The organism is Desulfovibrio ferrophilus (assembly GCF_003966735.1).
Lineage (GTDB): Bacteria > Desulfobacterota > Desulfovibrionia > Desulfovibrionales > Desulfovibrionaceae > Desulfovibrio_Q > Desulfovibrio_Q ferrophilus.
The window spans coordinates 1,452,992-1,478,258 of the sequence record NZ_AP017378.1; the positions used below are offsets into that span (position 1 = coordinate 1,452,992).

At 55.0% G+C, this 25,267-nt stretch carries 25 protein-coding genes; 9 read left to right on the forward strand and 16 right to left on the reverse strand.

All coding sequences use genetic code 11. The features are described from left to right. Nucleotides 1-2: 2 nt before the first annotated feature. On the reverse strand, nt 3-1,814 hold the full coding sequence (locus tag EL361_RS06765) for a methyl-accepting chemotaxis protein (RefSeq protein ID WP_126377874.1): 1,812 nt from the start codon (nt 1,812-1,814) through the stop codon (nt 3-5). Nucleotides 1,815-2,484: 670 nt separating this feature from the next. Here EL361_RS06765 and EL361_RS06770 point away from each other — a divergent pair. The 5 genes from EL361_RS06770 (at nt 2,485) to EL361_RS06790 (ending at nt 9,335) form a co-directional block, all read left to right on the forward strand. Next, on the forward strand, nt 2,485-4,125 hold the full coding sequence (locus EL361_RS06770; RefSeq protein ID WP_232034892.1) for an FmdE family protein: 1,641 nt from the start codon (nt 2,485-2,487) through the stop codon (nt 4,123-4,125). 178 nt (nt 4,126-4,303) lie between these two features. Beyond that, complete coding sequence (gene fdnG, locus EL361_RS06775; protein ID WP_126377878.1) at nt 4,304-7,336, forward strand: formate dehydrogenase-N subunit alpha; 3,033 nt, start codon at nt 4,304-4,306, stop codon at nt 7,334-7,336. 55 nt (nt 7,337-7,391) lie between these two features. After that, nucleotides 7,392-8,114 carry a 4Fe-4S dicluster domain-containing protein gene (locus EL361_RS06780; RefSeq protein ID WP_126377879.1) on the forward strand — a complete coding sequence of 241 codons (723 nt, stop codon included), beginning with the start codon at nt 7,392-7,394 and terminating at the stop codon, nt 8,112-8,114. A gap of 76 nt (nt 8,115-8,190) precedes the next feature. Continuing rightward, nucleotides 8,191-9,102 (forward strand): formate dehydrogenase accessory protein FdhE, encoded by a 912-nt coding sequence (locus EL361_RS06785; protein WP_126377881.1) that lies wholly within the window; start codon nt 8,191-8,193, stop codon nt 9,100-9,102. Nucleotides 9,103-9,143: 41 nt separating this feature from the next. Then, complete coding sequence (locus EL361_RS06790; protein ID WP_126377883.1) at nt 9,144-9,335, forward strand: hypothetical protein; 192 nt, start codon at nt 9,144-9,146, stop codon at nt 9,333-9,335. Nucleotides 9,336-9,416: 81 nt separating this feature from the next. On the opposite strand, the gene EL361_RS06795 is transcribed toward EL361_RS06790, so the two are convergent. The 11 genes from EL361_RS06795 to EL361_RS06845 form a co-directional block, all read right to left on the reverse strand. Further along, nucleotides 9,417-9,770, reverse strand: a complete 354-nt coding sequence (locus EL361_RS06795) for a winged helix-turn-helix domain-containing protein (RefSeq protein WP_126377885.1) — start codon at nt 9,768-9,770, stop codon at nt 9,417-9,419. Between the two features lie 124 nt (nt 9,771-9,894). Beyond that, nucleotides 9,895-10,800, reverse strand: coding sequence for a 30S ribosomal protein S6--L-glutamate ligase (rimK, locus tag EL361_RS06800; RefSeq protein WP_126377887.1), 906 nt, complete (start codon nt 10,798-10,800; stop codon nt 9,895-9,897). Continuing rightward, nucleotides 10,797-11,282, reverse strand: a complete 486-nt coding sequence (locus tag EL361_RS06805; RefSeq protein WP_232034893.1) for an ATP-dependent zinc protease family protein — start codon at nt 11,280-11,282, stop codon at nt 10,797-10,799. Before EL361_RS06805 ends, rimK begins: the two co-directional genes overlap by 4 nt. A gap of 77 nt (nt 11,283-11,359) precedes the next feature. Beyond that, entirely contained in the window at nt 11,360-11,806 is a 447-nt protein-coding gene (locus tag EL361_RS06810) for a universal stress protein (RefSeq protein WP_126377889.1), read from the reverse strand. Between the two features lie 16 nt (nt 11,807-11,822). Continuing rightward, entirely contained in the window at nt 11,823-12,341 is a 519-nt protein-coding gene (locus EL361_RS06815) for a chemotaxis protein CheW (RefSeq protein WP_172961659.1), read from the reverse strand. Nucleotides 12,342-12,364: 23 nt separating this feature from the next. Next, nucleotides 12,365-12,913 (reverse strand): GNAT family N-acetyltransferase, encoded by a 549-nt coding sequence (locus EL361_RS06820; protein ID WP_126377893.1) that lies wholly within the window; start codon nt 12,911-12,913, stop codon nt 12,365-12,367. A 2-nt stretch (nt 12,914-12,915) separates the two neighbouring features. Next, a complete protein-coding gene (locus EL361_RS06825) occupies nt 12,916-13,926 on the reverse strand; it encodes a D-alanine--D-alanine ligase family protein (protein ID WP_126377896.1) in 1,011 nt (336 codons plus the stop codon). After that, nucleotides 13,923-14,960 (reverse strand): D-alanine--D-alanine ligase family protein, encoded by a 1,038-nt coding sequence (locus EL361_RS06830; RefSeq protein ID WP_126377898.1) that lies wholly within the window; start codon nt 14,958-14,960, stop codon nt 13,923-13,925. The genes EL361_RS06825 and EL361_RS06830 overlap by 4 nt, the downstream gene beginning before the upstream one ends. Then, entirely contained in the window at nt 14,957-16,249 is a 1,293-nt protein-coding gene (locus EL361_RS06835) for a KamA family radical SAM protein (RefSeq protein ID WP_126377900.1), read from the reverse strand. The genes EL361_RS06830 and EL361_RS06835 overlap by 4 nt, the downstream gene beginning before the upstream one ends. Nucleotides 16,250-16,267: 18 nt before the next feature. After that, nucleotides 16,268-16,621, reverse strand: a complete 354-nt coding sequence (locus EL361_RS06840; RefSeq protein WP_126377902.1) for a hypothetical protein — start codon at nt 16,619-16,621, stop codon at nt 16,268-16,270. 32 nt (nt 16,622-16,653) lie between these two features. Beyond that, nucleotides 16,654-16,962 (reverse strand): hypothetical protein, encoded by a 309-nt coding sequence (locus EL361_RS06845; RefSeq protein WP_126377907.1) that lies wholly within the window; start codon nt 16,960-16,962, stop codon nt 16,654-16,656. A 429-nt stretch (nt 16,963-17,391) separates the two neighbouring features. Between EL361_RS06845 and EL361_RS06850 the strand changes: the two genes are divergently transcribed. The 4 genes from EL361_RS06850 to EL361_RS17350 all read left to right on the forward strand — a co-directional run bounded on the left by EL361_RS06850 (nt 17,392) and on the right by EL361_RS17350 (nt 21,089). Continuing rightward, nucleotides 17,392-18,795, forward strand: a complete 1,404-nt coding sequence (locus EL361_RS06850) for a sigma-54-dependent transcriptional regulator (RefSeq protein WP_126377909.1) — start codon at nt 17,392-17,394, stop codon at nt 18,793-18,795. A gap of 129 nt (nt 18,796-18,924) precedes the next feature. Next, nucleotides 18,925-20,064 (forward strand): acyltransferase family protein, encoded by a 1,140-nt coding sequence (locus EL361_RS06855; RefSeq protein WP_126377911.1) that lies wholly within the window; start codon nt 18,925-18,927, stop codon nt 20,062-20,064. A 322-nt stretch (nt 20,065-20,386) separates the two neighbouring features. Beyond that, on the forward strand, nt 20,387-20,677 hold the full coding sequence (locus EL361_RS17045) for a hypothetical protein (RefSeq protein WP_172961660.1): 291 nt from the start codon (nt 20,387-20,389) through the stop codon (nt 20,675-20,677). After that, the gene (locus tag EL361_RS17350) at nt 20,664-21,089 is read left to right on the forward strand and encodes a TraR/DksA family transcriptional regulator (RefSeq protein ID WP_338031067.1); all 426 of its coding nucleotides are present in this window, start codon (nt 20,664-20,666) and stop codon (nt 21,087-21,089) included. Before EL361_RS17045 ends, EL361_RS17350 begins: the two co-directional genes overlap by 14 nt. A 129-nt stretch (nt 21,090-21,218) precedes the next feature. Here the strand turns inward: EL361_RS17350 and EL361_RS06865 are convergent, their stop codons facing one another. From EL361_RS06865 to EL361_RS06880, 4 genes are all read right to left on the reverse strand, one after another. Beyond that, nucleotides 21,219-21,713: a single-stranded DNA-binding protein gene (locus tag EL361_RS06865; protein ID WP_126377915.1), complete on the reverse strand. Its 495-nt coding sequence runs from the start codon at nt 21,711-21,713 to the stop codon at nt 21,219-21,221. Between the two features lie 20 nt (nt 21,714-21,733). Further along, nucleotides 21,734-22,114 carry a hypothetical protein gene (locus tag EL361_RS06870; RefSeq protein ID WP_126377917.1) on the reverse strand — a complete coding sequence of 127 codons (381 nt, stop codon included), beginning with the start codon at nt 22,112-22,114 and terminating at the stop codon, nt 21,734-21,736. Then, complete coding sequence (locus EL361_RS06875; RefSeq protein ID WP_126377919.1) at nt 22,115-22,765, reverse strand: biotin attachment protein; 651 nt, start codon at nt 22,763-22,765, stop codon at nt 22,115-22,117. It abuts the gene before it with no gap. Nucleotides 22,766-22,948: 183 nt separating this feature from the next. Further along, nucleotides 22,949-25,216: a carboxyl transferase domain-containing protein gene (locus tag EL361_RS06880; protein WP_126377921.1), complete on the reverse strand. Its 2,268-nt coding sequence runs from the start codon at nt 25,214-25,216 to the stop codon at nt 22,949-22,951. Between the last annotated feature and the right edge of the window lie 51 nt (nt 25,217-25,267).

The following is a 25,267-nucleotide window of genomic DNA, read 5'->3' on the forward strand; positions in this document are numbered from 1 at the left end:
AATTACACGCTGCCTTCTTCCTTCAATTCCCGAACCACGGTGCTCAGCTCGGACATCTGTTCGGACAAATCACGCAAGGCCTCAGCAGACTGAGCGACACCTGCGGCTGTTTCCGAGGTAATGCGATTGATCTCATCCACCGAACGGTTGATCTCTTCGGAAGTGGCGGACTGTTCTTCGGCTGCAGTGGCAATGCTATTGATCTGCTGTGAAGAATCTTCCACACCGGCCACGATGCGCTGCAAAGCCTCGCCGGACTCATGAGTCAACTGCACGGCCTTTTCAAGATCACGAACGGCTTTGTCCATGGATTCAATATTCTGACTAGCCACGCCCTGAATGGAGCGAATGGAATCGCCAACTTCCTTAGTGGCTCCCATGGTCTTCTCGGCCAATTTGCGTACCTCGTCGGCAACAACGGCAAAGCCTCGACCAGCCTCACCTGCCCGGGCCGCCTCAATGGCTGCGTTCAGGGCCAACAGGTTTGTCTGATCCGCAATATCCTCAATAACGGTCATGATGGCACCGATGGATTCAGCTTGTTGGCCGAGGACTTCCATATTGTCCTTAAGCTCTGCGGCCTGATCGCGAGTGGTATTCATGGCCTCGATTGACATGCCGACCACTCGAGCACCATCCTGAGCTTCCTGACGGGCCTCATCGCCTCTCTGGGCAGCCTCGGCAGAATTACGGGCGACTTCAAGCACGGTAGCGTTCATTTCTTCCATGGCCGTTGCTGTGGAAGCAATCCGCTCAGACTGTACGTCAGTACCCTGCCTAATTTCCTCGCCCTGGCTGGACATTTCCTCAGAGGCAGCGGAAATGCGTTCGACAATCACCTCAAGGCGAGTCGCTGCCTGGAACATGCCCTCGGCCTTGGCGGTTTCAGCCTTGGCCTTGGCTTCATTGGCTTCCTGGGTAGCGATCTCAGCTTGAGCGGCCTTGTTCTCGGCTTCCTCGGTCTTGGCGTTGATCTCTTCAATGTTCGTGGCAAGTGTACTCGCCATGGCATTGAGAGCCTTAGCCAACTGAGCCGCTTCGTCACGCCCACTTTCATCAACATGAACAGCGAAATCGCCATTGGCAATATCCTGCGAAGCCTGGGTGGCTTCGCGAATCGGCCCGACCACACTTCGCACGATCAACCACGACAGCGGAATCACGACCAGTACAAGCAGGGACCCCACCACCCCCAGAATGACCGTTGTATTCCTGCTGACGTTGTCTTCAATCACACCGGCAACTTCCAACTTCCGGGCTTCGATGTTGTCAATATATACGCCCGTTCCTGTCCAAAGATCAGTTCCGGGAATCTTCTGGGCATAGCTCAGCTTGGGTTGATCTCCTGCCCCGGGTTTGGGCCAGACGTACTCGACATAACCACCACCGGAAGCCGCCTTCTGGGCTAATTCGCCCATAAACAACAGACCGTTCTTGTCCTTGGTCTGACCAAGATCCTTACCCACAAGTGAAGCCTTCAAGTGGGCAACCAATACCGTCTTACGGGCCACGAAAAAATATCCGGACCCATCCTCTTCAAAGACAAAGCCTTCGAGCAATGAGCGAGCTTTTTCGTCCCGTTCCTCGCCATCCAGTCCTTTCAAAGCCTTACCCAAAGTGTGCGCCAAGGCATCGGAGGCCACTTTGAGTTTTACCTTCTGCCCCTCAAGCATTTCGGCATTAAGGTTTTCCAGACCAATATCCTTGATCTTCATTGAATTGGAATAAAAGCCAGCAACAACGCCCCCCACAAACAAAACCAACAGGACGAGGATGGAAAACACCCTTACTGAGATGGAAAAACGTCGAAACATGCACACTCCTTTTTGCCCAACTCCCGGCTATAAACACCACACTTGCCAACATCACTTTGGTTGACAAGTAATCAAATTCTAGCTTCATTTTTCCTTTAAAGACAACACTTATGAGAATAAATGGGGGGAATACCCATAACCGAGCAATGCTGCTTGTGACATATCAGCCCTACTCATTAGAAAACCCACATACAAAGCATAACTATCTAATTTATTGTGATAAATAACAAAATCTTCATAAGTTTCACCCAAACCATCACCATATCCGGCCGTAAAATTATATTTTTTATCCAATATTTACAGACAGATGCCTAAACCTTCCGATGATACTGCAACCATTGCATACGCTGCTAAAAAACCATGTCAGCGTTCCACCCTACCATCGGAGGTAGGGGAAACCCCCAGAGCTTCACCTATCACATTAGCCTTCAGTATCACAAATTAAACTCATTCGTCATGGGTCCCGCTACGTCCGATAGATAAACACAGCCCGCCACACCAACACGATGAAAGATAATAATGAACAGTAAAATCGGAACAAAATAGATATTTATCGTGTGCAAAACATTGAACACTTAACATCTCGTTGACTTGAACCTGCCTCAAGGCTAGCGGCTATTTTATATGTCTAAATAGGCACAATAAAAATAGCACTCAGGAGACCTCAACTGTGAATCAAGCAACCGTCGGAACAGATACCTTTGATGAATTCGTTGAACGCGCCAGACAGTTTCACGGATATCCGGCACCGGGTCTGTTACTCGGGGGGTTCATGGTGGAAGAAGCCAAATCCCACATCCCCGAAGGGGTATTATTCGATGCCATTGCCGAAACAGCATGGTGTCTGCCCGATGCCGTACAGATGCTTACTCCGTGTACAGTTGGGAATGGCTGGCTCAAGGTTCTGAATCTGGGAATCTATGCGGTCACCCTCTATGATAAAAGCAATGGTATCGGTGTCCGGGTTGCTGTGGACGAGAAGCTCCTGTCGCGCTGGTCCGAGATGCACACCTGGCTCATGAAGACCAAGCCCAAGCGGGAACAGGATTCTGTTCTGCTGCGCCAGCAAATTGCACAGGCAGGAATCAATGTCTGCCGTATTACTCCCGTCAACGTCCAAACACAGGCCGTGGCCCGCAAAGGCAAGGGACGCATCGCCAGTTGTCCATTATGCAATCAGCCCTACCCCCTTGATCACGGGCGCATCTGCCGATTCTGCCAGGGAGAGGCCCCGTACGATATTACGCCCAATCCCGGATCAGCCTTCGACGGCCCCGCAGATCTGACTGTTCTGCCCGTGGACGAGGCAGTGGGCCAGGCTGCGCTGCACGACATGACCCGCATCGATCCCGGAGTTGAAAAAGGGCCAGCCTTCACTCGAGGTCAGGTACTGAGCGCAGGAGATGTCTGTCGCCTGCAACAGATGGGCAAGAACCATATTTATGTCGAACGGACCACCGCGGCCTCCGAGGGGTGGGTCCATGAAGATGATGCGGCCCGGGCCTTTGCCCTGGGGCTCTCTGGTACCGGAGTGGAACTCATGGGAGACATCCGGGAGGGCAAGGCAAATCTTGTTGCTGCCTGCGACGGACTTCTTCAGATCAACACCGATATCCTGGAAGCCTTCAACATGGTCTCCGGCGTCATGGCTGCCACACGGCATGATGGTCTCCTCGTGAAACAGGGTGCACGCATCGGTGCGACAAGGGCCATTCCGCTCTACCTCCCTGAGAGCGCTCTGGGGCAGGCCACGCGCATCCTCGATGATAGCCCCGTTCTGAATGTACTGCCTTTGCGCCCGGCTCAGGTTGGTATCCTCGTCACAGGAACCGAGGTCGCCAACGGTCTGATCGAGGATAAATTCGAACCCGTCATTTCCAATAAACTCGAGGCACTGGGATGTACTGCTGGTGGAACCACCGTCGTGCCTGATGATCGCAGTGCCGTTTGTGAAGGTATTCAGAAATTTATCGCCACCGGCTGTGACCTGATCATTACCACAGCAGGCCTGAGCGTTGATCCCGATGATGTGACCCGTCAGGGCCTCGTCGATGCCGGGGCCGAGGACGTTCTCTACGGCGCCCCGATCCTGCCCGGCGCCATGACCCTGCTTGCCAAAATCGGCGAAGTGCAGGTTTTGGGCGTTCCCGCCTGTGCGCTCTTTTACAAAACCACCAGCCTGGATCTTTTATTGCCCAGGCTGCTGGCAGGATGTGAGCTGAACAGGCGCGACCTGGCTCGGCTCGGACACGGCGGCATGTGCAGCGAATGCAAGACCTGCACATTCCCCAAGTGCCCCTTCGGTAAATAACCGGAGAGATGCTCTGCGGGGTAATCCCGCATCTGATCTGAAGGCAGCGAGGTGCGCCGCCTTCAGTCAGTCACAGAAGCTATTATGCTCGTTTGAGCATAGCAATACGGTACCGTTTCATACCCCACGGCAAGCCGGCCGGCTCGCTCAAGCCGAGGGAAACAACGGAGGAAAGGATATGAAGATCACCAGACGAGGATTCATGAAAGCAACGGGAGTAGGCGTCGTCGGCCTGACTCTCGGGCAGCTCGGCCTCGATCTTACTCCCGTTGAGGCTCAGGCCTACGGGATGAAGATCGAGGGGGCCAAGGAGGTCATTTCCATATGTCCCTTCTGTGCCTGCTGCTGCAACGTGCTGATGCACGTCAAGGACGGCAAGGTCATTAGTGTGGAAGGCGACCCGGATTATCCGGTGAGCGAAGGCGCGTTGTGCGCCAAGGGGGCAGCGCTGTTGTCCATGCACACCGGCAAACATCGCCTTGAAAAGCCCCTGTATCGTGCTGCACATTCCGACCATTGGGAAGAAAAGGACTGGGATTGGACGCTCAAGAGGATCGCTCGCAAGGTCAAGGATACCCGCGACCGCGACTTCAAGAAGTTCAATGATGAAGGCAAGCGGGTCAACCGGGTGGAATCCATTTTCCAGCTGGGCACCTCGCAGATGGACAACGAAGAGTGTACCCTTGCTCACCAAGGGTTGCGCGGCCTGGGTGTCGTCCACATGGACCACCAGGCACGTATCTGACACAGCGCTACTGTTGCGGCTCTGGCAGAGTCGTTCGGACGCGGCGCGATGACCAACCACTGGACCGATATCGCTAACGCAGACGCCATCCTCATCATGGGGAGTAACGCGGCTGAGCACCATCCCATCTCATTCAAGTGGGTGCTCAAGGCCAAGGACAAGGGCGCCAAGGTGATGCATGTCGATCCCAAATTCTCCAGAACTTCGGCACGCAGCGACTTCCATGTTCCCCTGCGCTCCGGCACCGATATCGCCTTCATGGGCGGTCTGGTGAAATACATCCTCGACAACGACAAGTACTTCCATGAGTACGTGGCCGAGTACACCAACGCCGCCTTCATCGTGGGCAAGGACTTCTCGTTCTCCAACGGTCTGTTTGCTGGTTTCGACAAATCCAAGAAGTCGTACAACAAAAAGAAATGGGCCTTTGAAATGGATAAAAACGGCGTGCCCAGAAGGGACAAGACCTTCAAGCACGACCGTTGTGTCCTGAACCTGATGCACAAGCATTACTCCCGCTACAACCTGGACAAGGTTTCCAGCACCACCGGCGTGCCCAAGAAAGAGCTGATGAGGGTCTACGAGACCTTTGCAGCAACGGGCAAGCGGGATCAGGCCGGAACCATCATGTATGCCCTGGGCTGGACTCAGCACACTGTGGGCGTGCAGAACATCCGCCTGTCGGCCATCGTGCAGTTGCTGCTCGGCAACATCGGCGTGGCAGGTGGTGGTATCAACGCCCTGCGTGGCGAGCCCAACGTGCAGGGCTCCACAGACCACTGTATTCTGTACCACATCCTGCCCGGCTACCTGCCGGTGCCCAGGGCCAAGTGGGACAGCCTGGAGTCTTACAACAAGGCCAACACCCCGGTCAGTAATGACCCGCAAAGTGCCAACTGGTGGCAACACAAACCCAAGTACATGGTCAGCCTGTTGAAGGGTTGGTTCGGCGACAATGCCACCCCCGAGAACGGCTTTGGCTATGACTGGCTGCCCCGTTGCGATGACAACGGCGACTACTCCTACATCTTCCTGTTCGACAGGATGTACAAGGGAGAGGTCAAGGGCGGCTTCGTGTACGGCACCAACCCGGCCCAGAGCGCGCCCAATACCAACAAGGTGCGCAAGGCCATGGAGAACCTGGATTGGCTGGTGGTGGGCGAGCTTCACCACACCGAAACCAGCGACTTCTGGCGCAGGCCAGGTGCGGACCCCGAAAAGATCGGCACCGAGGTCTTCCTGCTACCCAGCGCTCAGCGCGGCGAAAAGGAAGGTAGCGTGACCAACTCCGGGCGCTGGATGATGTGGCATTACATGGCACAGCCTCCCATTGCCCAATCCAAGCCCATGGGCGCCATGGTGGTGGACATCATGAATGCGGTCCGCCGCCTGTATCGTGAAGAAAACGGTGTCTTCCCCGAACCCATCGTGAACATGGATTGGCCCACGGACTACAACCCGGACATGATGGCCAAACGCAACAATGGCTGGTTCACCCGCGATGTCGAAATCGGCGGCAAGCTGTACAAGAAGGGCCAGCAGGTTCCGAGCTTCACCAAGCTGACCGACGACGGGTCCACCGTGAGCACCAACTGGCTGCAATGCGGTTCGTACCCTGACTCCGGCAACCTGGCCAAACGCCGCGACCACGACCAGACTCCCATGCAGAAGAATATCGGGCTCTTCCCGAACTTCTCCTGGGCCTGGCCTGTGAATCGCCGCGTCCTCTACAACCGCGCCTCGGTGGATCCCAGCGGCAAGCCCTGGAATCCGGCCAAGGCCGTTATCGAATGGAAGAACGGCAAATGGGTCGGTGACATCCCTGACGGAGGCTGGCCGCCGCTGGATACCGGCAAGGGGCGCTATCCGTTCATCATGCACAAGGAAGGACATGCCCAACTCTTCGGCCCCGGTCGTCAGGACGGTCCTCTTCCCGAGCATTATGAGCCCATGGAAACGCCGCTCAAATCCAACCCGTTCTCGCGTCAGCTGAACAACCCCTGCGCCAAGCAGGCTTTCAGTGATGCGGACGCGATGGCCAAGCCCGGTGACAAACGCTTCCCCATCGTGCTTACCACTTACTGCCTCACCGAACACTGGTGCGGCGGCGGCGAAACGCGCAACACCCCCGTGCTGCTTGAGGCCGAGCCCCAGCAGTATGTGGAGATGAGCCCGCAGCTTGCCAAGGAAAAGGACATTGAAAACGGTGACGTCGTCATCGTGGAAAGCGCCCGAGGTCGAGTGGAAGCCGTGGCCATGGTCACCGTACGCATGCGGCCATTCAAGGTCGAAGGCAGAATCATCCATGAAGTTGGAATGCCCTTCTGCTTTGGCTGGACCACCCCCAAGTGCGGTGATGCCGTGAACAGACTGACCCCCTCGGTGGGCGATCCAAATACGACCATTCCGGAGTACAAGGCGTCACTGGTGAATATCCGAAAAGCCGACAAGGTGACGGAACTGTAGCGTTAACCGCCCGTCCGGGCCAGTCCCGGATCGGCACAGACTTAAGGAGTCGAACATGCCCAAGGCATTTCTCATCGACACCACGCGCTGCACGGCTTGCCGGGGATGCCAGGTTGCCTGCAAGGAATGGCACAACCTCCCTGCCGTGGAGACAAAGCAACGAGGGACCCATCAGAATCCGGCGGACCTGACGCCGTTCAACTATAAACTGGTTCGCTTCAGCGAGCACCTGATCGACGGAGTCGTCAAATGGTACTTCTTCCCGGATCAGTGTCGCCACTGTCTGGCCCCGCCCTGCGTGCAGGTTGCCGAGGACTATGCACCCGGCGCCATGATCCAGGACGATGAAACCGGTGCGATCATCTACACCGATCAGACAGCACGGCTGTCCGCTGAGGAGTTCGAGGAAATCCGGGAGTCATGCCCTTACGACATCCCGCGCCGAGATACAGCAACCGGGCGCGTGACCAAGTGCGACATGTGCATTGACCGCGTGAAGAACAACCTGAAGCCCATGTGCGTAACCACCTGCGCAATGGGTGCCATGGAGTTCGGCGAACGAGATGACATGCTGCGCCTGGCCGAAAAACGCCTGGCTACGGTCAAGAAGGAGTTCCCGAGAGCGTCGCTGGCAAACCCGGACGACGTCAACGTGATCTATCTTCTGGCCGACGAACCTGAACGTCTGCACAAGTACGCCATTGCCTCAGGTCTCGGAAAGATGAGCCGCAAGGATCTCTTCGCCAGATTGGCACGGCCGCTGACCAGACTGGGTTAGGTTTCAGGAGACACCTCCCTGAGAACCGGTGGGGGGCAATTGCCCCCCATCAACACCTGAAGAACAGGAGAGTCTCATGCTCGGCAACGCAGAAAACAAGCGTATCGAGAAAGGAATTGAGAGATTGGGAGCAACCAATGAATCATTGCGCGGCATCCTGGAAGCCTTCGAGCCCCTGCTCCTGGCTCAGGGACGCATGCGCACCGAACTGCTTACCGCTGGCCTGACGGCCATCCCTCCCGATCCTGCAGAGTTCACTCGTGGTATTCCCATCATGGTGGACAAACCCCTTGGCGATTGGGCCGATGCCTTCCTGACGGCAGCAAGAAAGATCTTCCCCGTCATGGCTCAAGCCTTTCCGGGGATATCCGACGCCCTCGGCCTGATCCTGCACAATCTGGAAACCGGAATGCTCGATCCCACCCCACTCATGGAAGCCTGTATCACCGGTGACGAGACAACCATTCGTGCTCTGGCCAAAAAATCAAAGTTGAACATCAAGGTTCTCGCCCTGGCGGGAGCCTACGCCATGCGCCCCATCATTCAGGTCTGCGGACGTGAGGCTCAGGAGGCCATGGCAGATCATAATTGGGAGCGTGGCTATTGCCCGGTCTGCGGTGGCCTGCCGCACGTCGCCTTGCTCAAACAGTCCGGTGTGGACGACCCATATTTGAAAGGTCATGGAGCACAGCGCTGGCTGTCCTGCTCCCGTTGCATCACGCAATGGAGGTTCAAGCGCCATGCCTGTCCGCATTGCGGTAATGAGGAAAACGATACGCTGGAATACTACCAGTCCCAAAGCAACACAACGGAACGGGCCGACCTGTGCAAAGCTTGTGGCCATTATCTGGTCACTCTGGATGTCCGTGAATATCTCGAGGAACCCCAGCCTGATGTGGCCGCGCTGGGCTTGATCCCTCTGGATATTCTTATGCAGCGCAAAGGCTACACGCCAGTGGCCGACACCGCCTGGAACAAACTTGGATGATCCGGCCCGGCCCGAAGCCAAGGCCGCCCGAGGGAGGAGAGATGAGAACTTTGCTTATGCTGTTGGCCTTGGTCATCGTTACGGCGACGGGCTGTGCCCAACAGCAATCCCAAGGCGTGAATGACGAGGTGCTGATGGACTGTCGCAGCCAGGCAGACGAGCACCACAAAGCCCGCTACAGTGATGACTGGGAAGCCGCTGTTCAACAGTGTCTGGCCCGGAATGCCCAATAGAAACACTCCCACCACTCCCCACGAGAAAGGGCGTCCCCCACTGAGGGGACGCCCTTTCTCTCTGTCTATACTCAAACAGAACTAGCGCTTCACAGGCCAGGGGAAATATTGCTGAGCCAGCTTGAGAGATGTCTCTTCCACGGCGGTGTACCAGGCTTCATAGGCCTCCAACAGTGTCTGACCCTGCTCGGACAGGCTGTAGCCGGATTTATTGCCCCCCTGCTTTTCCACAAGGTTCACACCCAGATTATCCTCGACCTTCTTGATATGCCCCCAGGCGGCCCGGTAGGACATTTTAAGCCCTTTCACGGCCCCGGCCAAGGAGCCACAGCGTTCAATCTCACGCAGCAGCATGGCACACCCCGGCCCGAATATCATATTCTCATCCTCTTCGAGCCATATCTTGACCCGCATCCTGGGTGCCAATTGATCCATTGCTCCATCTCCGTGCTTGGTGTTGTTCACACAGCCTACCAGCGATTGGGCACGGAGCCAAATTGCAGAGCAAGGCGGGAGTTCCGAACATCCCCCTTGGGCATGGAATATCTAGCTTTTGAAATCATCCCTTGCCCGAGGTCCTCGTGTGTCCAGGTCTTGCATTCTTTTCAACAAACCGAATGATCTTGCCTGCCACATCCAAACCCGTGGCTTTCTCGATTCCTTCCAGCCCCGGAGAAGAATTAACCTCCATCACAACGGGGCCATGATTGGAACGCAAAATATCGACACCACAAACATTAAGTCCCATAATCTTCGAAGCCCGGACGGCAGTTGATCGCTCCTCAGGGGTAATCTTGATAACCGAGGCCGTTCCACCACGATGAAGGTTGGAGCGAAACTCCCCCGCTGCCGCCTGACGCTCCATGGCCGCAATAACCTTGCCTCCCACCACGAAACAGCGAATATCTCGTCCTTTGGCTTCCTTGATGTATTCCTGCACCAAAATGTTCACCTTAAGCCCCTGGAAAGCCTCGATAACACTCTGTGCGGCCTGCCTGTTCTCGGCCAACACGACCCCGATGCCCTGGGTGCCTTCCAATATCTTGACCACCAGGGGCGCACCTCCGACCATGTCTATCAGGTCCTCGGTAAATTTGGTCGAGTTTGCAAAGCCGGTCACAGGCAAACCGATTCCCTTGCGGGCCAGGAGTTGCAGGCTCCTCAGTTTATCCCGCGAACGGGTGATGGCCACCGACTCATTCAGGCAATAGACCCCCATCATCTCGAACTGGCGGACAACAGCCGTGCCATAAAATGTTATGGATGCGCCGATACGAGGAATCACTGCGTCCACATCTCTCAACTCCTCACCCTTATAGTGAATCGTCGGGTTATGCGACGCAATGTTCATATAACAACGCAAAGGGTTGACCACGAGAACTTCATGACCGCGCTCTTCACAGGCCTCTATCAAAGAATTGGTAGAGTAGAGTTGTTTAGACTTCGAGAGGATGGCAATCTTCATGAATCAATCTCCGCAAGCTGGGGATAGAGTGTCTTCGTGTTTCTTTTTCCGCCCTGGTAGGACAGCTGCGGATCAACCAGCAGTTGTCCGCTCATGGCACTGCGCCCAAGCAACATGCGGAATTTCATCTGATCCCTGTTGGTCAGGGTCAATTCAATGGGCCAGCAACGTCCAGCCAACTCGACAGTGGTCCGCACCACATAGCGACGTTGCGTTTGCCCGCCAGAATTGGTGATCCTACGTCTTTCCACAAGCTCGGCTTCACAGGGAATGCTGACGTCATCCCTGTTCTGCAGGGGGTGAATCTGAAACCGGAGGAACCGCTTTGCATCACGTTCAAAGACCTCCGGTTCATAGACATGAAGCGCCGAAGTCTTTGCACCGGTATCGATCTTGGCCTTGAGGCCGGGGACTCCCCAATCGGGAAAAGCCACCCATTCACGCCAGCCAATGAGCATTTTGGGGTTCTTGATGCGCGCCACTATTGTGTCCTCCAAAAAAAAAGCCGCCCTGACCATCCTTGGGAGCATCAGGGCGGCTGGTCATACTCGGGAAGTCGTCAATGCACAAGCGGTTTGATGGTCAACACCGGAATCGATGACTCCTTGACCACCTTCTCTGCCACTGAGCCAAACAAAATCCGTCCAACCCCGCGCCGCCCGTGCGTGCCAATTACAATCAGGTCGCATTGTTCGTCGTAAGCTGTTTTTACGATGAGTTCCGCCGGGTAGCCAGTCAACACCCCACCATCGGCATCAAGCCCCGCAAAATATTTATCAAGCACCTGCTCCATACTTCTTTCAGCGCCGCTGACAATGGACTGGACAAACTCAGTCACTGACGAGGCTGAGACCTGAAAATCGCGGTATCTGCTCAAACTCGGGGCAACATACACCACCAACACCTGAGCATCCATCACTTCGGCGATCATTGCCGCATGTTCGGCAACAGTGGGAGTGGCTTCTGAAAAATCAACCGCACAGAGAATCCGACGATACTGTCTCATAACCTACTCCATTCCGCTAGGCGGCTTTCTTCAGGGGCACGACAGAGGATTGAGCAGCTGGTTCCGGTTCCTGCCAATCCGGAATAACACTCATCAACGCCAACGACGCACCGCTCTCTGCCACGCCTCGCAAATCAAGCAGACAAATCAGTTCATCCCCATGCCTGGCCACCCCGGAGATCAGCTCCGAGCCTTTGAGTGCTCCAAGGGCATCCACCGGCTCGATCACGTCCCAGGGCAGGCGGACGATTCCCGTGACTTCGTCCACGGCAAACCCCACAAGCGCTCCGGCAATCTCCATCACCAGCGTACGACAGAGAGTGTTCTGCTCACGCTGCTGCATCCCGAGCTTCAATCGCAGATCGAGAACAGGGATCACATGCCCTCGCAGGTTTGTCACACCCAACACATGCACGGGCGATTTCGGAACACGCGTCGTACGCTGTGGCCTGACAATCTCTCGCACCGTGGAGATATCCACGGCGAACAGCCCTCTTTGCAGCCGGAAACAGACCAGCTCCCGCAACTTATTCACCCTGGACATCATCCCACTCCAGCTTACTGCTGTAATATTGTTCCTTTGTTTCCTGCATCATCACACAAGGCTCCTAGCCGCTTGTCGTAGATGCAACGATCATCGTCTTTGGCGTAATGATCGATGTCCACACGAGTCAGCAAAAAACCCTTGCGTTCATAGAAATTTCGAGTGGGCTCATAGCGTGGTTGAGAACTGGTCTCCACCCGCAGCCACACTCCACCGGAAGCACACACCCGTAGCTCGACTTCCGCGAGCAGCCGACTGCCTACCCCCTGACTCCGCTGGCTGCCACGCACAGCGATCCAGTAGAGGTCATGCCAATCGGATCGATTTTCAAAGGGGCCGTAGCAGGCAAAACCAAGGCAACTGTCCGGCCCCTGCGCAAACAGAAAATGATACCCGCAACCCGGCCCATGTTCCAGACGCTCAACGACCAGGCTCATGGCGATCTCCACCTCCTTGGGGGTGAAGAACCCGGAGGAATCCGTCAGGACACGCACGGTCTCGACATCTTCCCAGCACACCTCGTCGCGTAGCCCAAGATCAATCACTGCCGTATCACTGTCCATCTTCAAGCCACCAGCCCCTGCGGGGCAACTCCAACTCTGGAGAAAGCAGCATCCACGATACACTCCACAGCTGTCCCAAAGGATATCCCGGCCTGTTTCAAAGCCGCCTGGAAACCCGCGTCCGGAGACAGACAAGGGTTGGCATTGACGTCGATAACCTGCGGCCCTCCACCCTCATCAACGCGATAGTCAACCCGAGCATATCCCGAAAGGCCAAAAGCCTTCCAGCACTCCAAGGTCTGCCGCTTCAGCGCCTCTTCAAGCTTGGCGTCCTGCAATTCAAAGCTACGGACCGTGCCTTGGTATTGAACCGAATCTTCGTCCCACTTCGCCTGATAGCCCACAATTGGGGTAGCTCCTGGGGGCAGTGTCTCGAACAGGATTTCTGCCAAGGGCAACACAATCAATCCTTCAGGGCTATCCAGAATGGCAACATTGAACTCGCGTCCTTCAACATAGCGCTCGGCAAAGCAATCACCGCCCATCCTTGCCCTCAGCCGTCGCATGGGATCAACCAGCTCGGAACTACTCCTCGCATCCACCAGGCAGTCGTCCTCCAATCCCAATGAGGCATGTTCCCATACCGACTTAATGAGATACCGCCTGCTCTCGGAATAACGCACCTTCGACGAATCATTCGCGACGCACCACGGCGGAGTAGGTATACCTGCAGCCCTCATCACAACCTTGGCAAAGAGCTTGTTGGAAGACAGCGCCATGGCCGAACTACCTGAGCCGGTAAAGACCAGCCCCATATCCTCCAGGAGCGACGGGGCAAGGTGGATGTACCGCCCTTTGCCCTGCACGCCCTCCACAAGATTGAAAACCAGGTCCGGTGCCAACCCTCGCAGAGATGATGCCACGGCATTCATATCTAATGAGAAACAGACGGAATGGACCACATGCCCACGAGCCCGAAGCTCATCAGCAAGGCAACGCACCTGCAACAGCACGTCCAGATTATCTGCAGAAGCCCCCGCAAGCGGGGCATCATACAACATGACGATCTTCATGCCACGTTCTCCGATTCGAACGCTGATAACTCTTCCAGCAGGAGTGCCACTTCCGGATCATCCAGAACCCGATCCAGAGCGCTGTTCACGATCTGCTCGATCAGGGAATCGTAAGAAACACCAATCAATCCGCAGAGAATCGGTAGGTCCGAATCCACGGGATGCAGCCCGGGGAGAGGGTTGACCTCGATAAACGCGGGTCTATCGCTGCTGTCCATCCGGACATCAACACGTCCGCCATCCCGACAGCCCAAAGCCAGCCAGGAATCGAGCGCCAACTGAGCGGATGCCTCGGCTTCATCCCCCGAAGCCAACACATAGGAGACCCGGTCTTCATACTTGGCCTTGTTCTCGTAGCCGTAGTTTCCCCCTTCGTAGGCGCTGTCCACTAGCACTTCCATCACACCCACTACTCGGGCATTCCGACCGGTGCCCACAATACCCACAGTGAACTCGCGACCAGGAAGAAACTCTTCCACCAGAACGGGCTGCCGGTGTTTTGCCAGCAACACCCGACAGGTCGCCTCCAACTCTTCAGGAGTCTTGATGAACGACTGTCCATCCACGCCCTTGCCTGTTCCCTCGGCAATGGGTTTGGCAAAGACCGGATAGTTCAGACCGGCATTCTCCAAATCCAGAGGTGTCTCCACCACAATGAAACGAGGAGTCTTCAGCCCGCAATCCCGCACGACCCGCTTGGCAGTAGCCTTGTGCAGGCTGACAGCCAAGACGAGGGGATCCGAAAAAGTATAAGGAATCTGGCGGGCATCCAGAATCGCCGGAATGGCGGATTCTCGCCCGAAGCCATGCATCCCTTCTGCGATATTGAAGACCATGTCCCAACTTCGCCCTCGGCACAGTGCCGTCATCAGATCATCCAGCCCGCCAATCCTGACGGGTTGATGCCCCATGGACCGCAGTGCGTTCTCAATGGCTTGCACGGTCTCAAGGCTGTCAAATTCGGCGGTTTCTTCCAACGAATAACCGGAGGAGAGCCATGCCTCTTTCAGGTCATAGGTGATGCCAATTCTCATTGCAGAGGTCCTTGGTGACCGCTGTCGCACGGTCTGCTTTGAAAAGTCCCGACGGGATCCGCGATGGAATATTCCCGCCCCTCGTAGTTGCGAAAAACCAGTTTGTCGCCATCGCGACGGACCAGGTACTCGGGACAGACCGGGGTCTTGCCACCGCCTCCGGGCAAATCAACAACAAAGTGCGGCACGGCATACCCGGAGGTAAAACCTCGAATACTTCTGATAATCTCCAGCCCCCGAACCAACGTCGTCCTGAAGTGCGAGGTGCCTGCAACCTGATCACAATGATACAGGTAGTATGGACGCACACGCATCCTGAGCAGTCCCTGGAACAGAGATGTCAAAATCAGTTCATCATCATTCACGCCTGCCAGCAGTACCGTCTGGCTGCCCAAGGGAATGCCCGCGTCTGCCAGACGGTTGCAGGCCTGCGCCGCCTCGGGGGTCAACTCCGCCGGATGGGTGCAATGAATGCTCACAAACAACGGATGATAACGCTTGAGCATCCGGGTCAAAGCAGGCGTAATCCGCTGAGGCAGCACCATCGGGGTCTTGGTTCCGAGCCGGATCATCTCCACATGGGGGATGGCCCTTAGCCGCGAGAGCAGATACTCCAGAGCCGCGTCCGACAAGGTCAGGGGGTCCCCCCCGGACAACAGGACGTCACGGACTTCCGGATGCTCACGGATGTACTCGATGGCGCGGTCCCAGACCCCGATGCGCCGACTTTTGGTCTCCGGCCTGCCCACGCGGCGAGATCGCGTACAATAGCGGCAGTAGGCCGAGCAATAATCAGTGGTCAGAAAGAGTACCCTGTCCGGGTAGCGCTGCACGATACCAGGAACCGGACTGTCATGCTCCTCGCCCAATGGATCGTTCAACTCGCTCATAGTGACAAACCCTTCAGCCAGACGGGGAATCATGCTGTATCGAAGAGCACTCCCCCCCAGAGACGATTCGTGCCTGATCAGAGCGGCATAGTACGGGGTCACCGCCGCCGGGAACTTGCACTGCTGCATGCGCAGAGCTTGGCGCTCGTCACCCGTCAACTCAACCATGCGCTCAAAATCCTGCTCCGAGGTCAACCGGTGACGAATCTGCCAGCGCCAATCGTTCCAGTCCCTATCGCTCACATCAGCATGAAACAATGCCCGGTATTCCCGGATGGCATCGCTTTCCACACTGAGCTGCAAACGCCGCCCAATCAACTCAGTCACCCTCTTCATGGAAGAAGAGGGAGGCTGATCGGGGTTCTCCACGACATCTACCGTCTGGGTTTGCTCAAACATATCATCGTCTCCAAGCAGCTACTGGACCGCTTCGTTGGTCTTTTCGAGGGCCTCTTCGGTGTCATCCTCCTGAGAGACGAAAGACACCTCAATAACAGCCTCGCCAAATTCGTTTTCGACAACCCTGCCTACCACTTCGACAATGCTCTCGAGATACGGGCTCATGTCCAGTCCTTCGAGTCGATAGAGCACATCGTCCTCACTAATGAGAACAATTCCAACCTCACTCTCATAGACTAAACCACGGACCACATATTCATCACCAGTCGCCTCAAATGCAGCGGAAGCAGGCAGGGCAATCACCATCGTTAATAATAAACTCAGAAAAACAGCCACAACACATTCATGGCTGGCCATCATTGCGCTACGCATCACCAAACTCCTTGGACACTCGTGCTCACGGCTTATTGCCGCCACATTCGAGGAAAAGATTGGCCGACGTCTGAACCACCATCCCAATTGAAGTCATAGCCACTGTCCACATCATCACCAAGAACCCGGCACTGACCAACGACAAGCAACCAGCGTCCCCGATTATCCAGTACCTGCTTGCCCTCGCACTCCACACGATGATGACAGAGACCAAGTAAGGCAGTTTCCTTTGGACCTGAGATGACGAATTCGGATTCATCAGAACCGTAGAGGACAACCTCAATCAGGCTACCGTCCTGGTCCCAGTCATTGGGAAGGATAATACCGCTCACCTTCTTCATTGATTTTCCATGCATACTGGACATCAGTCGCCTCGCCATTTTTGAGGTTCACTTCTGGGCACGTTACCGCCGTACTCCAAAGAAATAAGCAACCTTCGGACCAAGTAATAAACCACCTATATATTTGATTTTTATGCTCACCAATGAGAATAAAACAGCACTAACAGTACTGCTTTTTTAAACTCAATATATACTGTTATTAAAGATGGTTACATCAAATCAATGCAATTGATTGAGAATCGGCATCTGGCTCAACCAGGACGATGCGATAAAAACTCTGAGAATCTAGACTGTTACAACAAACAGGAACATTCGATTCCTCTTCAAGACGACAAGCCCCTGCTGTTCTTCATGGCTCATTGAAAGAATGGTTATTGCGTCTCCAAACAGCAGCGAGTAAAGTGCTGCCCACCAACCAAGGGGATTGCGATGAACCAAGTGCTCGCCGTTACCGGCAATCAGGATGCCAGACAAACAATCAAGGATTGCTTCGGTCTGGGTGCCACGGTGCATTCAGTCACCGGGCAACGGGAGCTGGACCGAACACTGGCCTCTCACATCTATGACCTGGTTTTCATCGACATCAGCTTCATCGAAAAGCAATCCGCAGGTAACGGACGATGTTCTCGCGAAGGTTTGCAACGCCTATGGAACATCAATCCCCATATCATCATTGTCGTCCTGTCAGAGCAGGACCGAATTCGCGACGCAGTCAAGGCCGTCAAGGAGGGTGCAGACAACTATCTGACCTACCCCATTGACCCGGCCGAAACCAACTACATCGTGGATAGTATTCTGGAAGCGCAACGCTTGCAGACTGAGGTGGATTATTTCCGCTCCACCAGTGGTCAGGGGGAGCACTCGGAAGTGGTTGGCACCCGGAACCCTCAGATGCGCACGGTCTTTGAAAAAGCCAGACTTGTCGCTCCCACCATTTCCACCGTTCTGCTCAGCGGTGAAACAGGCACAGGCAAAGGCGTCATCGCCCGTCTGATCCACACCCTGAGCAACCGCAAGGAGGGACCATTCGTCAACATTCACTGCGGTGCCATCCCGGACACGCTGGTTGAGAGTGAACTGTTTGGTCACGAGAAGGGATCGTTTACTGGGGCGATCAAGCGAAAACTCGGGCGCTTCGAAATCGCCTCTGGCGGCACAATCTTTCTGGACGAAGTGGGAACGGTATCAACATCGGCCCAGATTAAGCTTCTCCAGGTGTTACAAGAAAGAATTTTCCAAAGGGTTGGTGGCGACTCGGACATCCCCATGGATGCCCGCATCGTGGCCGCCACGAACATCGACTTGCAGAGCATGTGCGAGCGAGGAGAATTCAGGCAGGACCTGTTCTATCGCCTCAATGTCTTCCCCATTGAGATTCCCCCCCTGCGTGAACGTCGCGAGGACATTCCCCTGCTCACGGAAAACTTCCTGAAGCGACTCTCAAGGATACAGCTCAAAGACATTCTGGGAATCCACCCCTTGGTTCTGAAGGCTTTCGAGCACTACCCTTGGCCCGGCAATGTCCGTGAACTCGAAAACCTTGTGGAGCGGGCTTTCATTCTTGAAACATCGCGAATCCTGACACCGGAGAGTTTCCCCGCGGAATTGTTCGAAAAGCAATCCTCTGGTTCAAGCATTTCACTAGACATGGATTTGACCCTGGCCGAATTCAGAGAGCGGGCCAAGGAAAGCGCCGAGCGGCACTATCTGAAAGAACTACTTTCCAGCAACCAGGGCCGAATCAACAAGTCCGCGAATCAGGCGGGCATCAGTACCCGGCAACTCCACAAACTCATGACCCGGCATGGACTGCACAAGGAAGACTTCAAATAACCCGAACGGAAGGCCCAGTTCCGTTTCACACCCCATTAAAAGTCTATTTTTCATTAATATCGAATAGTTACAATATGGACCGCGTTTTGCTCTTCTCACTCAGCATTTCTGAATGCCGAGGAGGGTATCATGGGGCTTATTCGATTATTCCTTGCGCTTGCAGTACTCACACATCATGAGCCGATCCTGAGCCGAGAACTCCTTCCCGGGGCACTTTCCGTACGATTGTTTTTCATTATTTCAGGTTTCTACATGGCCTTGATCCTGAACGAACGATACAGCACTCAGCACAAAATACTTTTCTATTCCAGTCGTCTGTTGAGATTATTCCCAGGCTACCTTGCCATTGCCGCGCTTTCCCTGCTGGCTTTACTGCTGATGGACATTCACCCATTCATCACGCGGGAAGACATCGAAGCCCTACGCTGGGAATCGCCAGGCACCATTATCATTGCGGGACTCAGCAACTTACTCATTCTGGGTCAAAACCTGTTCTTTCTATTCGACTCCAATCCGGAATCCGGACTATCCTTCACCCCTTGCGCCGATTGCCCCACCCTCGGATTCTGGCTATTACTCATTCCCCAGGCTTGGTCCCTTGCTGTCGAACTCGGATTCTACTTGCTTGCGCCATTTATCGTAAACCGCCACCCACTCCTCCTGATACTGCTCTTTTCATGCAGTCTCACACTACATCTTTCGATTGTGGCGTGGGTCCCGGACGGGGATAACATCGCACATCACACCCTACTGCCCCAGCTCCACCTATTCATCATGGGAGCACTGTCCTTCCGTCTTGTTCCCCTGGCGCGCCACCTACCGCGTATCCTTGGTCTGGCAGGCCTACCATTACTATTGACCCTGCTCTGCACTTACCAAAGCATGACCATCACCTGGAAATACCCTCTGATGGCAATGATCCTTGCCGTGTCCATTCCCTTTATCTTCGAGAGCATGCGTCACGCCAGATGGGATCGCCTCATCGGTGAATTGTCATATCCCTTGTATATCTCGCAATTCCTGGTCATCGCCGTCTTCGATCATTTACTGGGAGAACCCAATCCCCTCTGGGTGCTGATCGGAGTTTGCTGCCTGGGCACGACGATCTACATCCTGATAGATCTCCCAATTGCACGATTCAAATCGAAACGCCTCCTCGCTCAATTGGTTATTCCTCGGAGCCGTGAAAAACAGGAACTTTTTGTTCCTATTCTTGTCTCACAGGGTCCCAGCGAAATCGAACTCACCCATGAACAACAGAAAATGTAATAATCTGAAAATATTAACATATTTAAATGAGTCCTGCACCACGGCGCCGCAGCACCACTGAAAGAGCGCTGCCCAAGGGCATATCGGAATACCGACTTCCTGCTCCAACCAACACAAAACAAGTATATTCAATTAACTCAGATAGATACATACTGGCACACCGATTGCTCACTAAACCAGATTGATGATCGTATCCTAATCAATCAGAGAGATTTGCCGGAACAACCCACCGCCATCCACTCCTGTAAACGGTTCGATCAACCTTGTAACTTTTCGTAAACCAGACAGTAGAAGGACCAACCAACCAGAACAGAGGTTTGCAATGAAAAAGAACAGGTCCGGAATGATCACCTTGGAAGGCTACGTTGCTCCCTGTGATTGGGGCGAGAACGGAGAAGTCTGTGGGGTTGAACTCGTCACCAACGACAGCCGGGAATTCGAAATCGAACATTCGGGGCAAGGCGCTGACCTTCTCGATTTTGTCGATGAATATGTCGAAGCTCGCGGTATCGTCAGCCGAAAACAGGACATCTATCGCATCAAGGTTCAATCCTTCGAAGTCATGGATGCCCCCGAAGTTTACGACTGGGATGAAGAAGATGATTACTATTGATCAGGTTCGCCACTTCAAATTCCCAAAAGGAGCTGAAGTCCGACCATTGAAGCCTGAGGAATTGGTACACATCAACAAGGAACTCAAACGAGTGCTTTCGGAGATATACAGCAAGGGAAAACTTACGGCTCAATATGCGCCTTCGGGATCCGAACAATTTGCAGATCCTGCAGACCGGGCGTCATCAGAGGAGGTGAACTCCGTTGTTTTTCGATTGCGAGATCGGGAGCACAAGATGATCCGAAAGATCAAAGGTGCGCTGAGCAGGATGGAAAACGGCGAATACGGAATCTGCGAAGAGTGTGGAGAGTATATCGCCCCGGCACGTCTGTTAGCCCGTCCTGTCACTTCCTACTGCCTTACCTGCAAGACAGAACAGGAAGTCGAGGAAAAACTCCGCCAGGACTCATAGGGCTTCAAAGAAAACAGAATCAACCTGTGCAGGAGGATATCCCTCCGCCTTTTCGAACACGCAATCAAATTTCCCACATAAAAAAAGGCCGGCTTTCCAGAGGAAGCCGGCCTTTATGCTGCAAAAAAACTAGAACGGTACGTCGTCCATACCCGAAGCTTCGGAAGGGAACGCGGGGCCGAGGTCATCGTCCTGCTGCTGGGGCTGGGGAGCAGCCTGTTGCTGCGGACGACCGCCGCCGCCCTGAGGAGCAGCCTGCTGACGCGGGGCGTCATAGCCACCCTGCGAAGCACCTTTGGGATCCAGGAACTGCACACGCTGAGCCTTGATCTCGGTGGTGTAGCGAGTGGCACCGTTCTGATCTTCCCACTGGCGGGTCTGGAGGCCACCTTCAACATAGGCCATGCTGCCCTTGTGCAGGTAGTTGGCCACAGGCTCAGCCTGCTTGCCGAAAACCACAACGCGATGCCATTCGGTGCGCTCAACCATATTGCCATCCTGGCCGCGATACGACTCGTCAGTAGCCATGCGGAAGTTAGCCACAGGCTGACCATTCTGAGTGTAACGAAGCTCGGGGTCGATCCCGAGGCGGCCGATGAGCATCACTTTATTCAAAGAAGCCATGGAATTCTCCTGTTCAAAATTTATTCAGGTGGAGATACGACAAAAGGACGCTCGGGGGCAAGCTTTTCAAGCTCCCTGAGTTTCTCCTCAAGCCGCTGGGCAAGACTCTCGGCCTCGGACGGTTTCCAATCAGCCAGAGCAGTTTCCAGCCCCGTCTTGAGCGCTGCGGCTTCTTCCAGCCCCGGTCCCAGGTCCTGCTTCACGCCTGCATCGTCAATGACGAAACGCAGACGATCGTACAAGGTGGTCACCAGCTCCAGCACTCCCCGCTTCTCCATGGCCGGGCCAGCCACTTCGGCTCGATGCGGCCAAGCCAGGGCAGACAATCGGGGCAGCGCCTGTTCCACATCCTCGGGACTATAGGTCTGAGCCATAACCCGGATTTGCAGCAGTCTGGCCATCTAGTCGCGCTCTTCCCATTCACTCTGAACGCGGCTGACCACGTCCTGAATCAATGACAGCTGATCCTCGGGGCAAACGCCAATCAATGGTGTCCCAGCCTCGATGCTCTCGTTGTGCTTGAAATACACGGCGTAGATCATGCCTTCGGGGCCGCTATAGACAAGTGGAGCCTCGCGCTTCATGCGCGAAACAATAAACAACTCCATCCCGTCGTGTACCTTTACGGACTGCGGGCCTGAGGCCTTGATCTTGGTGTCCACCTCGGGGAAGAAATAGTACTTGGCCTGCTCGGGAGCATTGAACAGGTACAGAGTCTTCTTGAGGATGGCCTCGATAACCTCATCCTTGGTCAGATAATGTCGAATGGTCGCCAACAGCGTCCCGGCCTCGACAAAAGTACCATCCAACTCCTTGAAGGCCGTCTCGATCTCTCCCTTGAGCGGAGCGTACACAGGCTTCTTGTTGCGCTCGCGCTCCAGATTGAGCAACAGGGTTCCCGGCTTTTCACGCCAGGTCCCCCGAGCCCCAAAAACGCAAGTGCCGGGTTCGGTAGCCACGTATTCAACAACCCCGGTATGCGGGGCCACAATATCTATCACCTTGAAGGGCGAAGCCTTCATTTCATCCAGTAGTGCCTTGACGTCTATCACGATCTCTATCCAACCGTTTTCGTTCAGCCGCCCTGAGGCAGCTTGGTTTCGTAGTCCCGATCAGGGCATTCATCCCACACCGGCAAGAAGCCGGACCAGACAGAGGCAAAGCGTCAGCAACTGACGCCGGAAGTCTCGTTTCCGTTGCACAAGGCAACGAAAAGCCTCCCTCCGTTCTTACCGCTACCTGTAATACAGGTTGCGACCACCCATGGTTTGCAGGGCCTGATGCAGGTTCGCACGCAACTCGCGACGATCCCAAATGCCGTGGATATGCCCGCGCGACAGCGCCAGATGCGCGTCATGGTAGTTGGGCGGAATATCCATGCCTGTGGTCTCCTTGATCACACCGGGTCCGGCAAAGCCAATATTGGCCGAGCGAATGGCGAACTGGTATGGCGAACAGCCCAGGAAACTTGCCAGGGGGCCAGCATAGGAGTTGGTATCGTACACAACAATATACAACCCGCCAGCCTCAATGTAGCGCCGTACGGCCATGGTGCAACGCGGCATCTGGATAACGCCATTGACGCCTTCCTGGATACGGATGCCAGCCGTGCCATGCACATAGGCAATAAGCGGGTAATGCTTGCGCCGCGCGCGTTCACAGGCGCGTACGAACTTCTCACCCTCGGCCGCACCAACGGTGCCCCCACGGAACGAACCGACAAGGGTAGCGCAGACCACATTGATGTGCTTGATCCGAGCCTCGAAGGTGATGCAGGCACTTTTCAGACCGGTCTGAGCCTTGGCCTTCTCCAGCTTGGCGTCCAGTCCATCGTAGGACAGGGGGTTACCCGCCTCCACGTTGCGCGAAAACTCGAAGATGGAATTGTAGTCAAACAGATTATGCATATACCACTGGTATTCCATGCGGAAATGATGTCCACAGTTGGAACACACACCACCGAAATCACGGAACAGATCGGGAGCCCAGAGGTCTTTGCAGCCATGGGTTGCCGAGTTGGGGCAGGTCACGGCGTAGTCCTCGCGAGCCTGGGGGCTCACATACGAGGCACCGGAACCGGGATCGCAGGCATCCTCGTCCCAACAGGACAATTCGGTCAGGCTTTTTTCAGTCTCTTCGATATTCTCCTGCTTGGAGGAAAGTGCCAGGGTCTCACGCACCCATCGCACAGGCACGGCAACCCGGTCCTTGACCACCTGAATTTCGCTGCCGATCTCCTCCATGACATGAGAGATCTTCTTCTGGTGCTTGCGCAGGAAATCGTACTTGAAGAAGGAGTAGATGCTCCACCCCGTCTCACGCATCAGCCGCTCCATCTTGCGATTGAACGGAGTACGATCGATAAACGCTCCCAGACTCATCTTGCGGAAACGCTGATAACGCCGCCAGGCAAGCCGGGACCGCGCGCCAGCAGAAAGGCTCCAGCGGACATAAATGTCCTCGGCATTGGCACCCTTCTTCTTTTTGCGGGTCTGCACAGTCATGGCCCGGAAGAATCTCCAGCCCTTGACGTTCAGCACAACTTCATCCGTCGCACCGATGACTTCGCTGCGAAGCAGCTTGAAGAATTCATAGTGTTCAGGGCGGGCACCCAAAGCAGGCTCGGGGATGACTCGGTCAATATAGCCCATGGCTCTGTTATCATCGGCCGTCATCTTCAGGCGCTGTGCACAAGTCTCAATAAGCTCGGCGGAGGCACGATCTCCGCCCCTCAAACGTCCCTCGATGGCAGCAGCACCTTCGGGGCTGATGACCGAGTAATAGCCATGGGATAGCATCAGACGCACGTCTGCCAGCCCCACAGCTTCGGCTCCGCCAGAACCGCCTTCTGAGAACACGGCGATCATCGGAACGGTCAGCCCGGCCATCTCATAGAGGTTCTTGGCGATCTGCTGTGCTGCACCGGGATAGTCCTCGATGGGAAACGATCCGGGAGTAAACACATAGGTATGAATGGGGATGTTCTCGGTTTCGGCGACCTTCATGTAGTGCAAGGCCTTGGCATTACCCCAGGGCTTGACGGAACCGCCGTTGCGAAACTCTTCGCCATGGCCCTTTTCCTGACCAATGACCATCACGGGCTGGTTGTAGACCTTGCCACCAACCAGACGCGAGATGTAGGCCCGCGCAATGAGCATGCTCGGGTCGATGTTGTACTCGCCCTCACCACCCAATTCGGTATAGTTATCGTATACGTTTTCCAGAATGTCCTTCAGACAGATGCGCTGCGGATGACGCACAATGCGCACCTTGTCCATGGCGGTCAGCTCGCGTTCGAGCTTTTTCTCCAGAAACACGTACAAATCTTCAAGAGCGGCAAGCTGCCTGGCCTGATCCTCTTCGGACAGGCCATTTTCGCGCTGATTGAAATCCGCAAGTTTGGATTCCAACAACTCGACGTTGACATTTTCCTTCTCGCCGAAGATGTCCTTAATGTATTGCAGCCTCTCGGTGAGGCTCAGTATTCTCTTTTCAATATCCATGTCGTCTCATACGCTCCAACGCCTCACGCCCTCAGACAGGGTTCAAGGACG